Genomic DNA, 12,946 nt, shown 5'->3' on the forward strand with positions numbered 1-12,946 from the left:
ACTGAGGCTTAGTAGACTTATTCGCACCTTCCCTATGAGACAAAATAGCTATTTAAATATTATCCAGACAAACATAAAAAAGGGGCATCTCTTTGAGATGCCCCTTTTTTCATTTTAACAGCCTGACGATAGCCGCTTAAAATCATCCAATCACTAGACTATTTCGCCCTTTGGATTTAACCGAGTATAAAGCGCTATCTGCTCTCGAGAGTAATGAATCCATCGAGTCAGTTTCTTGATACTCTGCAATACCGATACTAACACTGGTTAAAACGGTTTTATCATCTACTTGATGAGTATAAGCATTCACTTTAGAACGAAGCGATTCAAGAAGCGCAACCGCATTTTCAAATTTGGGACTGGTCAATATCACTAAAAATTCTTCACCGCCCCAGCGACCAATAACACCACGATCACCAACCACACTTTCCATCAATCTGCTTAAAGCGATTAACACCTTATCACCCACTTGATGGCCAAATTCATCATTTACTTTTTTAAAGTAATCAATGTCTATCATTGCGATGCTTAAGCTTTCTTTTTGCTGGCCAGAAAATGCTTGAGATAACTGCTTCATTATCATACGTCGGTTAGGTAATTCCGTCAGCGGATCTATTAATGAAGTCTTCTCTAGTTCGATATTCAGCTGCCGTAAACTACGCTGATAGCGATCTGAAATTCTGGTCATTTTCTCTAATTGTCGCACGTGTTTGTCAAAACGCTCACTAAGACTTTTTCCCTGTTGGATCATGACATCTTGGTATGAATCAGACAATCGAGTTAAGCGATCCATACGATTCCACTGCTCTTGATTAACGTCCCAAAGCTGACTTAAGGCTTTACTTGCAGGGTGATCCTGATATTCAGGTGCCGCCAGAATATCCTGAATGTTTTTTTCAAGTTCAGCAAAATCCGTCTTCATTTATTTACCTATGATTTTAAAAGGAAACGTACAATCTTCTTTGAATTCTTCAGCCAACTCAGCCACGCGTTCATTTTCTGCATCGAAGTACCAGTTTACAGCCACTTGGCGACCTTCTTGAAAGCACTCTTCCATCTCATCAAACATGTCCATCATTACTTTAATGCTGCTTGTATTAAGGTATAACAATGTCAGTTCAAGCGTCAGTGGTTCAGAACTTTCTTTCAGATAACTCGCTACCCAAGCAACCATAGAACTATAAAGCTCATAGGAATTTTCTGGATAGGAATCTCCTTCCATATAGAGTATTCCATTCTCCCATTCCCCTCTCACTGTAGGAGAAGAAACGCTTCCCTCTATTAATAAATCATTCATATTCATTTTCTCAAATTTTTATACTTAGACTAAAATAGGCTGTGTCGTTTCCGATCTCTTTAAGCGTTGTTTCCATCGGTTTCGAAGATTTTCGTGCCATATCAATTAACCCCAGCCCTGCACCGGTCACGGCATCGGCATCACGAGGCTGACGAAGTTGAGTCTTGTATGCGGTTTTTAGTTCGGCTTTATCCATGTTTGCAAATGATTCAATACGCTCCACTAATTTTCTACCATCGCTTGCTCTAACAATATTGCCTGCTGCAACACTATAGCATCCGTCATAATGACTCACGATCACGGTTGCCGTATCCGCACCGGGCAATTGCGATGACGTCGCGTAATGTCTAATATTTTGTGTTAATTCAATGTACGCAGCAAACACGTCCAAAGCAGATGCCGGGGACAACTGTTCAGATTTCAAATAATTCTTTAACGCATTACCAATTTCCTCAATCAAACTACGGGAAATAGGGCCATTAAAACACAATAAGATATTGTCTTTTTCAAAGCGTTCTCTTAATCCATATAAATCTGGCGAACTCATCTCACCTACCCTTGTGATTAGTGGTTATTGATATCAAATCGGAATGACAGCAGTGTAATGTCATCTCTTTGCGGTTGGTCTCCCATGTACTGATCTAATGCTGATTCAAAAGACTCGGATTGTTCCTTTAAAGGTAAGGCCGCATTTTCTTTTATTAATGCTTCAAAACGCTGATTACCAAAACCAAAGTTTTTATCGCCGCCAGATTGATCTAGAAAACCATCTGTCGTCATATAATAAGTCCACTCAGTCATTGGCAAATCGGTATTCTCATAGTCACCTCGACGGCGATCACCTAATGCTCGACGGCCAGAATCATATTTAATGAATTCTTCACCATTACTTGCATACAGCGCAATTTTCGCACCAGAGAAACGCATAATGCTACCGTCTTTCGGTATATACACTAAACCAACATCCGCGTTGGTTGCGACTTTTTTGGCGCTGACTTCTTCGTTCAACATAGAGCGCAATGTGCCATCAATCAAACTTAGCAAAGCAGCAGGATCTTCGATCCCTATCCTAGCGATGGAATAATCAATTGCGGCGCGCATTAACATAGTCATCAAAGCGCCAGGAACACCATGCCCCGCACAATCAACAATCCCTAACAAACACCCTTCATCTGTGGTGTGGAATACATAAAAATCACCACCAACAACATCACGGGGACGCCAAATAACGCTGTACTCTTCCCCTAATAACTGACGCATTTGACGATCAGGAAGAATCGACCTTTGGATAAGGCTAGCATAGTCGATAGACGCGCCAATTTTTCCATGCGCTTCTAATACCTTTTCATGAACTTTCTCTAATTCCGCCGTACGAGCCTGTACTTTTTCTTCAAGTTCTTGAGTGTGGCTTCTTACTTGCTGCGCCATTTTATTAAAGGTTTTGCTTAAGTCTCCTATTTCATCATTACCGCCCGCCGTCAATGATACATCATAGGAACCGCTGGCAATGTTTTTTGCCGACTGTTGTAACTGACGAATCGGCGCTATCAATAACCGCTCCACCACAAAGCCAAAAACAACGAGCAATAGTACCAACAGCAACACAAAAACACTGACCGCAGGCAACACCAAACTGGCGTCAAAAATACTGACATTGGCCAAATCTATATTGGTTACAACAAACCAATCTAATAACGGAAAATACACAAAAGACATCAACTGCTTATGCCCGTCTTGCTGCACACTAACCGTAGTGACTTTTCCCTCTTCGCTTTGTGCTTGAACTAATGCCTCTTTTACTCTTTTTTTAGACTTACTGTCGTCTAACATTGAATAGATAGACTGCACATCACTGCCGCTGTTTTTTGCATTGTAGGCAATCAGCGCCTTATTTCGATGAATCTCTATAGCGCCATCAGCATTGATAATAAAAGGCGTCACGCCCTGAACTTGGTTCTCAAGAAATTGCGCCGTAAAACGATCCAATGAAAAGCCGGTTCCCGCCAAACCAATAAACTGACCTTGGTCACGAACCGGAAAATTAATCCAAACTTTCATCGCCTTAAGGACTTCGTCGTAGTTCACATTGATGCTAAAAGGCTCGGTTTTGGCTCGCGTAGAGAAATACCAACTGTCGGTATTATTCGTTTCACTTAGGGCATATTTTGGGGTCGTTGTCAGTGCGTTATCCTGGTCTGCAAAGTAATAATGCCGAGTCGAATCATTCACAATGAACATCGCGTGGTTTTGAAAGGCATCAAGATAGCCTTGCGTTTCTTCAAGCCAAATCTTTCTCAACTCTGGGTCTTCAGGGTTATTCAACCACGCTTTTATAACAGTTGAACTCGCAAAGCGCTCTGCCAACGCCACTTCTCTTGAAACTGGCGTTAATATGCGTTGATAATTTAACTGAGTAAAACTGTCTGCGTAATTTTCCGCTGAATATTCTTGCCCTTTTTGAACAAAGGACCAACCAATAACAGCGATAATTAACAACGCAAAAAGGCAAGTACTTGCCAAAGCAAATAACGATTTACCACGTAATCCCCAACGGGCCATTTCTGAGTATCCTTTTGTTCAAACACACAATTTTTAACAACAAATTTTTGTCAAAAATACAGTAAAGGAATAGTTTGTTGCCTAGCTCTCTTTTAGTAAAGAAGTAAGCGGCATAATCAGCAAAACAACGTTGATAAAGATCAATATTGTGGTGTTAAGCCAAACAAATCGCTCATTTTCTAAATGGGTTAATTTCTAAGCGACTTGTAGGCCAAACCTACCATCACTCAATGTCGTGATTAATCACTTTTCCAGACAAGACAAAACTTGATGTTTCATAATAGTAAATCCAACCTTAGTCCCACTAATGTCTCACTAAAAAAGACATAAGAAAATTTTCTTATGGATATCAATCATCTATGGTTTAACTAAAAAATCTGCGAATAAAGGCTTGACGAAGAGGAAAAGTTACCGGTAACATCCCGTCTTAGTTACCGGTAACATATACCGACAACCTAGGCACATCTTCTAAAAATGTTCTTTCAAAAAAAAAACAATAGGAAGCGATACCATGAGTAAATTCAGCACCACACTATTGACCGCCACGATGGCCGGCATCCTCTCTACCTCTGCGATTGCAGCGGATTATAACTTTAAGTTTCAATCCTCTGATCCAGCGGGTGACAAGAACTTTCAAGTTCAAAAAGAATGGGTTGAACGCGTTGAAACCATGACGGGCGGCCGTGTTCATATCGACTTGCTTCCTGTTGGTAGTATTTTCAAACATACCGAAACCCTAGACGGCATTAAAATGGGTATCCTAGATGGCCATATTACGGCAACTGAATTTTTCTCTGGTAAAGACCCAGCGTTTGGTTTGATCGGTAACACAGTAGGCGCTTGGTCAAACACTCAGCAACTTCTGCAATACATTAACTACGGTGGTGGTTACGAGCTAATGAACGAACTTTACGCTCCTTACGGCGTGAAATTCATTGGTGGTTCCACAACCGGTGTTGAGTCATTGGTATCTCGTGTTCCGCTAGACAGCGTTGCTGATTTGAAAGGTCTGAAACTGCGCGCACCTGAAGGTCTTGTTCAGCGAGTCTTCGCGGCTGCTGGCGCTGCTCCAGTAAACCTACCAGGTTCTGAAGTATTCACCGGTCTTAGCAAAGGCGTTATCGATGCGGCTGACTACACTGTTTTTTCTACTAACCAAAAAGCCGGTATGAACGACATTGCAACACACCCTGTTCAACCAGGTTTCCATTCTTTGCCATTGATCGATATTTCAATGAACAAGAAAAAATGGGACAAATTACCTGCTGACATTCAGTCAATCCTAACGGTTTCAGTACGTGACTTCGCAGAAGATATCACCACGCAATTGCGTATTGCCGATCAAGCTGCCGTAAAAGCAGCACAAGCGGATCCAAACATCACGATTCATGACTGGTCTGAAGAAGAACGTAAAAAGTTCCGTGCTATTGCTCGTACGCAGTGGAAAGAGTTCGCTAAAGGCTCTGATAACGCACAAAAAGTATACGATTCTGTCACAACTTACCTAGAAGAAAATGGTCTTCTATAAGCGTTAAAAACACTTACTGACGTCCTTTAAGCTAGCACAACAGGCGTTTATTATGTAAACGCCTGTTTTTTCATTGGATCATGATCATGCAAGACGAAATTCATCCTCAAACACCCGACAAAGTAAACCAGCCAAGAAACGGTTTAGACCGCATTATTTTCAAACTTGGCAATATCTTAAGCCTGTTATTCATCTTCACCGTTGCCATTTCCTTTTACGAAGTCTTGATGCGTTATGTTTTTAACGCCCCCACTATGTGGGTTCATGAAACGGCTTCTTTTCTGGGTGGTTGCTTGTTTGTTTATGGTGGGATCTATGCTCTATCGATAGATAAACATGTGCGTGTGGTGCTCATCTACGACATTGTCTCTGATAGAACACGACGTTGGTTGAATGTTTTTCATCACGTTATGGGGCTCACTTTTTCAGGATTGCTCAGCTGGGCTGCATATCAAATGGTTCAAGACTCTTGGTTCACACCATTCGGTGATTTTCGTTTAGAAACATCTGGATCGGCTTGGGATCCTGCTTTCCCTGCGTTAGTTAAAGGCATGATATTCATGACGCTTTGTATCATGTTTGTGCAGTTCTCCTTGCACCTAATACAAGAATTAAATGGCTTAAGGAAACGCGACGATGTTTGATTTATCCGCTATAGGCATAGGCTACGGAAGCCTATTGATGCTCGGTTCCATGATTTTATTACTGCTAACGGGGATGCAATTAGCGTTCGTTACCGCGTTAGTGGCTCTGGTTTTTGCAGTCGGTTGGTTTGGTGTAGGCGCCTTGCCATTGATCACCAGCCGCTTATACAGTTTTGTGGGCAGCTATGTGTTCCTTGCTGTACCGATGTTTGTATTGATGGCCGCACTCTTAGATAGATCCGGCATTGCACGTGATCTCTTTGATGCGATGAAGGTATTTGGTCGTAAGTTGCGCGGCGGCGTTGCGGTACAAACATTATTAGTAGCGATTGTATTGGCGTCCATGTCTGGTGTGATCGGCGGAGAAACCGTATTGCTGGGCATTCTGGCCTTGCCACAAATGCTGCGCCTTGGTTATAACCGCAAACTTGCTATTGGTACCACTTGTGCCGGCGGCGCGCTTGGCACCATGCTGCCACCCAGTATCGTATTGATCATTTATGGCCTAACCGCCAGCGTATCGATTGGTGACCTTTTTAAAGCGGCTTTCTTGCCGGCCTTTATCTTAGCGTTCGCTTACATGGCCTACGTGCTGATCCTTTGTCGTATTCACCCAGAATACGCGCCATTACCAACAGCAGAAGAACTCGCCGCGGACGAAGACGTTAACTATTTCAAAGCACTGCTTTTCCCTTTGCTTACCGTGATGATGGTATTGGGCAGTATTTATACTGGCGTGGCGTCTGTCACGGAAGCCTCCGCTTTGGGTGTTGTCGGCATCATCATCAGTGCGGCTATTCGTGGCGAACTGAACTTCTCCATGCTTAAAGACAGCGCCACCGCGACGATGAGCACCTGCGGCATGATTATCTGGATCGGCATTGGTGCAACCGCGCTTGTTGGTGTTTACAACCTGATGGGCGGTATCAGTTTTGTCGAAGAAATCATTCTTGCCTTAAGTGGCGGCAGCGTGATGGGCACCATCATGATCATGATGGTGATCTTGCTTGTCTTGGGTATGTTCTTAGATTGGGTCGGGGTTGCGCTGCTAACCATGCCGATCTTTGTCCCCATCATTATCGGTCTGGGCTTAGACCCAATCTGGTTTGGTGTGGTGTTCTGTTTGAATATGCAGGTTTCTTTCCTTTCTCCGCCCTTTGGCCCCGCCGCGTTTTATCTTAAATCGGTGGCCCCCAAAGACATTAGTCTTGGTGAAATATTCAGCTCTTTGCTTCCTTTTATTGCAATGCAGATTGCCGTACTCGCCTTGGTCATATTCTTTCCTGAGCTGGCCCTTTGGTGGAAATAACCCATTGAGACCATGCCGTTCAACACGGCTTTTTGAACGACACAGCCTTGCTGATATCAGCAAGGCGACAAGGACTTAAGAAGATGACAAAAAAAATTGTAGTATTAGGCGTATCAGGCTCAGGCAAATCCTTGATTGGTAAAAACATTGCAGACAAGCTTGGTTATCGCTTTTTTGATGGTGATGACTTTCATAGTCAAGCCAATGTCGACAAAATGCGCCAAGGCATTCCGCTAACCGACGAAGATCGTAAAGACTGGCTCGCCACACTAAATACGCTATTGACCGACAACTCGACCGTCGTCATCGCTTGCTCTGGATTAAAACCAGAATACCGCGCCATGCTTCGTCAAGGTCTCGATGATGTCACCATGATCTATTTAAAAGGAAGCATTGATACCATTTGGCAACGTCATCAAAAACGTGATGGTCACTATTTTAATGGTCGTGAAATGCTAGAAAGCCAATTTGCCACCTTGATTGAGCCAACAGAAGAGGAAGCACTCGTCATTGATATTTCCCAAGATGCAGATGCCGTCTTGAACGAAGCACTTTCTCTATTATCAAACCAATAGAACAAAAGAGGCACAACAAGCAAGTTGTGCCTCTAAACCACACAATAGTAAATACTCACTTTCAATAGCCTCTTTGTTTTAAAAACACCTTCACCGTAATTGTCTTTTTTTTGTTTCTTGCTATGAGTTGCTTATGATAATGTTACAGGTAACAATTCATGGATACGTCTCTTGATATGAAAAGCTCAGGTATGAAAAATAAACGCCCTACATTACAAGACGTTGCAAACCTAGTTGGCGTCACGAAAATGACGGTAAGCCGTTATCTTAGAAACCCTGATCAGGTTTCACCCCCTCTGCAAATTAAAATCGGGGAAGCGTTAGACCACCTCGGCTACATACCCAACCGTGCACCCGATATTTTATCCAAATCCAAAAGTCACGCCATTGGGGTGCTGGTGCCGTCGCTAACCAACCAAGTATTCGCAGAAGTCATCCGTGGCATTGAATCGGTATTAGAACCTGCTGGTTACCAAACCATGCTGGCGCACTATGGCTACAGCAAAGAAGCCGAAGAAACACGTATTGCGGCGCTGCTTTCTTACAATGTGGACGGCCTTATTATTTCCGAAAGCTACCATACCGAACGAGTTCGCAAGATGCTTAGTGTGGCCGGTATTCCCGTTATTGAAATCATGGATTCGGTGTCTCCAGCGATCGAGCAAGCCATTGGTATCGACAACCAAGCCGCGGCTTATGCCATGACCGAGTGCATGATCAAAAAAGGTCATCGTAAAATTGTCTATTTCGCCGCTAGAATGGACCAACGCACGCTGTTAAGAATACGCGGCTATCAGGCCGCAATGCAGGACAATGGCTTAACTGAAATGTGCCTAAGTACAGACAGTGCATCATCGTTTACGCAGGGCGAGCAATTCATGAAAGAAGCCTTAGAAAAACAACCTGATACCGACGGCATCTTTTGCACCAATGATGACTTAGCCATTGGCGCACTCTACGCTTGCCAAAAAATGGGCATCAAAATACCGGAAGAAATGGGCATTGCGGGGTTTCATGGCCATAATATCGCGAGAGTCATGGTACCGTTATTAGCTACGGTTATTACCCCTCGAGAAGAAATGGGCCGTTTAGCGGCAGAGCATTTGCTGTCTCGTTTACAAGGCAATCCCGTCTCACAAAAAGTCATTAACTTACCCTTTCAGATTGAAATGGGTGAAAGCATTTAGTGTAAAACAACGTCCGATCAAAAGCTTCAAAACCAAGCCCTTAGAGCAAAATCACTTCTCATGGAACTGAGAAGTGTTATCATTATCAAAACCCTTCAATCACTGATGATAACGACTAAGGCTACCATCCATGAAGCGCTTGCTTTGCCTCGCATTCACTGTCCTTTCAATGTATTTTTGCTCACTGACTCACGCCGTTACGGTAGAGGATAGCAAAGGAACCTTTACTCTCGACTACATACCAAAACGCATTGTCGTATTAGAGTTTTCTTTTGCCGATGCACTGGCTTCCGTGAATGTCAGCCCGGTTGGTATCGCTGACGACAAAGACCCTGAACGTGTGCTAAAACAAGTGCGAGACATTATTGGCGAATGGCAATCCGTAGGCACGCGCTCGCAACCTAGTCTTGAGGTTATTTCTTCGCTAAAACCGGATTTGATCATTGCCGACATTGGCCGCCACGAAGGCGTGTATGAGGATCTGAAAAAAATTGCCCCAACGCTCATTTTACCATCACGTCGTGAAACCTACGAAGACAACCTGAAAGCCGCCGCGGTCATTGGTAAGGTGGTTGGTAAAGACCAAGAAATGCAAGCAAGACTCGCCAAACATAAAACCATCATGCAAAACTATGCGACACAACTACCAAAGGACTTCAACGTACAATTCGTTGTGGCGAGAGCAGACAATCTTTTCATGCACCCAGCAAACTCTTACGCCGGCGGAGTGATAAAAGCATTAGGCTTAAAAAATCCATCCTTAGAAAAAGACGATAAACAGTCCAGTCGCCAAATTGGCCTAGAACAGCTGCTCGCCATCAACCCAGATTATCTTATTGTTGGTACCTATGTGTCGCCAAACATTATCGATAAATGGGAAAAAGAACCGCTTTGGTCGGTGCTTAAAGTTGCTCGTAATCAACATTTATTTAGGGTCAATGGCAATGTTTGGTCACGCTGTCGAGGCATCATGGCAGCAGAAAACATGGCTAAAGATCTGACAAGGGTTTTCAATCAATAATCCATGTCGCTTCTTAAACACACGTCCTACCCGAGACAATGCACGGCTCTGTTATTGGTATTATTGCTCTTTGCCTGGTTATCCTTATTTACCTGGTCAATCATCCCGATAAGTGGCATTCAAGCCTTGATGGCATTAATCGCCCCTGATGACGATAGTATTGCGCACCATATTGTGTTGGATATCCGCCTACCGCGAGTCCTGATTGCAGGCCTTGTCGGCGCTTGCTTAGCTGTTTCTGGTGCCATCATGCAAAGCCTCACCCAAAACCCTTTAGCATCACCTTCTGTATTGGGTGTGAATGCCGGCGCAGCATTAGGCATGGCCGCCGTTTCGACGGTGACGCCTTGGCTTGGCTTTTTCGGCACTTCAACCGCCGCCATTCTAGGCGGCGCGATAGCATGGGGAATCGTTATGTTACTGGGCGCGGCGTGGCGCGGCGGCAACGAACATGGCCGTTTTGTGCTGGCTGGTGTGGCGGTTTCGGCATTGTGTGCAGCCTTAATGAAAGCCATGATCATACTTCATGAAGACCAAGCCTCTGCGGTTTTGACTTGGCTAGCTGGCAGTGTTGCTGGTGCTAGCTGGCATCAATGGCAAAGCTTTTGGCCACTTGCCTCTGTGAGTCTACTTGGTGCATTTTTCATGAGCCCAACCTTAAACTTATTAAATCTTGGCGACGATAATGCCCGCAGCTTAGGCGTTAAGTTGGGGTGGGTTCGTGTTATTTTCAGTCTTCTTGTATTGATTCTTGTAGGCAGCGCCTTAAGTATTGCCGGCTCTATCGCATTTATCGGCTTGCTCGTTCCTCATATGTCAAAAACATTGGTGGGGCAAGACAATCGAAAAATATTACCATTAACCGCCATCATGGGGGCTGTTTTGGTTGTCATGGCCGATGCCCTTAGTCGTGCCATTATTTATCCGATGGAAACCCCTGTTGGGGCGATTGTCGCCTTAATCGGCGCACCATTTTTCATCTACATGGTAAGGACTCGAACATCATGAAACCGATGGTATTGTCTTTTCTTCTGTTCACCATGGTGTTGATATTAGTGGCTTTGAACCTTTCTTTTGGTGCGGTCAGTCTGTCGTTGAACGACATCATCAGCGGCTTCACACCATCGTCTGAATTCTACTTCACCATTCATGAATACCGGTTACCCAGAACCCTATTAGCCGTGTTGGTTGGCGGTATGATGGCGCTGTCTGGGGCATTAGTACAAGGTGTGATTCGAAACCCATTAGCTTCCCCCGATATTTTGGGTGTTAGCCACGGAGCAGGTCTGGCGGCGGTGGTGTTAATGACCTTATTTCCTCATGTGTCCGTGTATTGGTTGCCTTGGGCGGCGTTATGCGGCGGTTTGTTGGCTGCTTTACTTCTTTGGTTGTTGTGTGGGTCTCACAGTAGCGCAATCAAATTGGCCATTACTGGGATTGCGCTGGCCACACTTTATAGTAGTTTGGTCGATTTTTTAATGCTGACTCAACCTTTAGAGATAAACAACGCCTTGCTCTGGTTAACAGGCAGCTTATGGGGTCGAGGGTGGGATCAGGTAGTAATGATTTTACCTTGGCTTAGTTTGGTGCCGGTGGCTTTTTGGCTAGCGAAACGCATGAACCTTGTGCAGTTAGGCGATGACGTTGCAACCAGCTTAGGCGTATCCATTCCGGTAACCCGCTTAATGGTTTTGGCTATTGCGGTTGGTATGACAGCGGCCTGTGTCTCTATCTGTGGACCCATTGGATTTTTGGGGCTGGTTGCCCCGCATTTGGCACGACGCTTGGTTGGCGGACGTCATCAAATCCTCTTGCCTTGCGCTATTGTTGTGGGCATGACCTTGTTGCTCTTGGCGGATTTAGTCGCACGGACGATTGATCCGCCCATAGAATTACCCGCCGGTATTATGACTGCCATTATTGGTGCACCGTATTTTCTTTGGCTACTCTTTAGGACGAAATGATTTATGTCTCTTAGCACTCATGATTTATCAGTGGGTTACCACGATAAAGCCATTGTAAAACAGGTGAACTTAACCATTCCCGATGGAAAATTTATAGCCTTGCTTGGGCCAAACGGTTGCGGTAAATCCACTCTACTAAAAGCCATCGCTCGTATTTTAAAACCCATGTCAGGACAGGTTCATTGGCATGGTGAAAATTTACATAAGATTCCGTCTAACCAACTGGCTAGAGGCTTAGCATTATTACCGCAAACACAACCGATTCCAGAAGGTATTAAAGTCATCGATTTGATCACCTATGGCCGCAGTCCTTACACTGGATTTTGGGGAAGAATCAATGCGGAAGACAAAAAAGTCATTGATCGGGTAATGGAAGAAACCGAAATAACAGAGTTAGCGAATCAATTGGTCAGCGAGTTGTCCGGCGGTCAACGCCAGCGTGTTTGGCTTGCCATGACATTGGCCCAAGACACGCCCTATCTTTTACTCGACGAACCTACGACCTATATGGATCTCAGTCATCAGGTCGAGCTCATGCACCTGTTGCGAAAACTAAACTTACAAGGCAAAACCATCATCACAGTACTACACGATATCAACCAAGCCGCGCGCTATTGTGATCATTTAATTGTCATGAAAGAAGGTGAAATCATCACCCAAGGCTCACCCGAATCCGTACTAACTCAAGACATGCTGAAATCCGTTTTTTCATTGGATGCGCAGATTCATCAAGACCCTATCGCGAAAACCCCAATGTGCGTAGTGGAATAAGCCTCTCTCGATAACGCTCTCATTATTCAAAAAGTACTCAACATTGACAAAAAAGCAACCATATAGTCTAATGAGATGCATTATCATTTAG

13 protein-coding genes are annotated in these 12,946 nt (G+C 44.3%); 9 read left to right on the plus strand and 4 right to left on the minus strand.

The features are described 5' to 3' along the window. Positions 1-142: 142 nt before the first annotated feature. From MP3633_RS16520 to siaA, 4 genes are read right to left on the minus strand one after another with little or no spacing between them, the layout of a single operon-like run. Positions 143-922 (minus strand): diguanylate cyclase, encoded by a 780-nt coding sequence (locus MP3633_RS16520; protein ID WP_176336357.1) that lies wholly within the window; start codon positions 920-922, stop codon positions 143-145. Continuing rightward, on the minus strand, positions 923-1,303 hold the full coding sequence (siaC, locus tag MP3633_RS16525) for a biofilm regulation phosphoprotein SiaC (protein ID WP_342356105.1): 381 nt from the start codon (positions 1,301-1,303) through the stop codon (positions 923-925). Positions 1,304-1,307: 4 nt separating this feature from the next. Beyond that, a complete protein-coding gene (gene siaB, locus MP3633_RS16530) occupies positions 1,308-1,844 on the minus strand; it encodes a biofilm regulation protein kinase SiaB (protein WP_112134675.1) in 537 nt (178 codons plus the stop codon). A 17-nt stretch (positions 1,845-1,861) separates the two neighbouring features. Then, a complete protein-coding gene (gene siaA / locus MP3633_RS16535) occupies positions 1,862-3,856 on the minus strand; it encodes a biofilm regulation protein phosphatase SiaA (protein ID WP_176336358.1) in 1,995 nt (664 codons plus the stop codon). Positions 3,857-4,367: 511 nt separating this feature from the next. Here siaA and MP3633_RS16540 point away from each other — a divergent pair. From MP3633_RS16540 to fecE, 9 genes are all read left to right on the plus strand, one after another. After that, a complete protein-coding gene (locus MP3633_RS16540; protein ID WP_112134679.1) occupies positions 4,368-5,384 on the plus strand; it encodes a TRAP transporter substrate-binding protein in 1,017 nt (338 codons plus the stop codon). Positions 5,385-5,470: 86 nt separating this feature from the next. After that, positions 5,471-6,028: a TRAP transporter small permease subunit gene (locus tag MP3633_RS16545; RefSeq protein ID WP_176336359.1), complete on the plus strand. Its 558-nt coding sequence runs from the start codon at positions 5,471-5,473 to the stop codon at positions 6,026-6,028. Beyond that, positions 6,021-7,337: a TRAP transporter large permease gene (locus tag MP3633_RS16550; RefSeq protein ID WP_176336360.1), complete on the plus strand. Its 1,317-nt coding sequence runs from the start codon at positions 6,021-6,023 to the stop codon at positions 7,335-7,337. The genes MP3633_RS16545 and MP3633_RS16550 overlap by 8 nt, the downstream gene beginning before the upstream one ends. 83 nt (positions 7,338-7,420) lie before the next feature. Further along, complete coding sequence (locus MP3633_RS16555) at positions 7,421-7,912, plus strand: gluconokinase (protein WP_112134686.1); 492 nt, start codon at positions 7,421-7,423, stop codon at positions 7,910-7,912. Between the two features lie 158 nt (positions 7,913-8,070). Continuing rightward, on the plus strand, positions 8,071-9,099 hold the full coding sequence (gene gntR / locus MP3633_RS16560) for a gluconate operon transcriptional repressor GntR (RefSeq protein WP_343750220.1): 1,029 nt from the start codon (positions 8,071-8,073) through the stop codon (positions 9,097-9,099). A gap of 130 nt (positions 9,100-9,229) precedes the next feature. After that, on the plus strand, positions 9,230-10,120 hold the full coding sequence (locus MP3633_RS16565; protein WP_176336361.1) for a Fe(3+) dicitrate ABC transporter substrate-binding protein: 891 nt from the start codon (positions 9,230-9,232) through the stop codon (positions 10,118-10,120). Positions 10,121-10,123: 3 nt separating this feature from the next. Continuing rightward, a complete protein-coding gene (locus MP3633_RS16570; protein WP_176336362.1) occupies positions 10,124-11,128 on the plus strand; it encodes an iron chelate uptake ABC transporter family permease subunit in 1,005 nt (334 codons plus the stop codon). Next, entirely contained in the window at positions 11,125-12,084 is a 960-nt protein-coding gene (fecD, locus tag MP3633_RS16575; RefSeq protein WP_176336363.1) for a Fe(3+) dicitrate ABC transporter permease subunit FecD, read from the plus strand. The genes MP3633_RS16570 and fecD overlap by 4 nt, the downstream gene beginning before the upstream one ends. A 3-nt stretch (positions 12,085-12,087) precedes the next feature. Next, positions 12,088-12,855 carry a Fe(3+) dicitrate ABC transporter ATP-binding protein FecE gene (fecE, locus tag MP3633_RS16580; protein WP_176336364.1) on the plus strand — a complete coding sequence of 256 codons (768 nt, stop codon included), beginning with the start codon at positions 12,088-12,090 and terminating at the stop codon, positions 12,853-12,855. Positions 12,856-12,946 lie beyond the last annotated feature (91 nt).

The organism is Marinomonas primoryensis, assembly GCF_013372285.1.
Lineage (GTDB): Bacteria > Pseudomonadota > Gammaproteobacteria > Pseudomonadales > Marinomonadaceae > Marinomonas > Marinomonas primoryensis.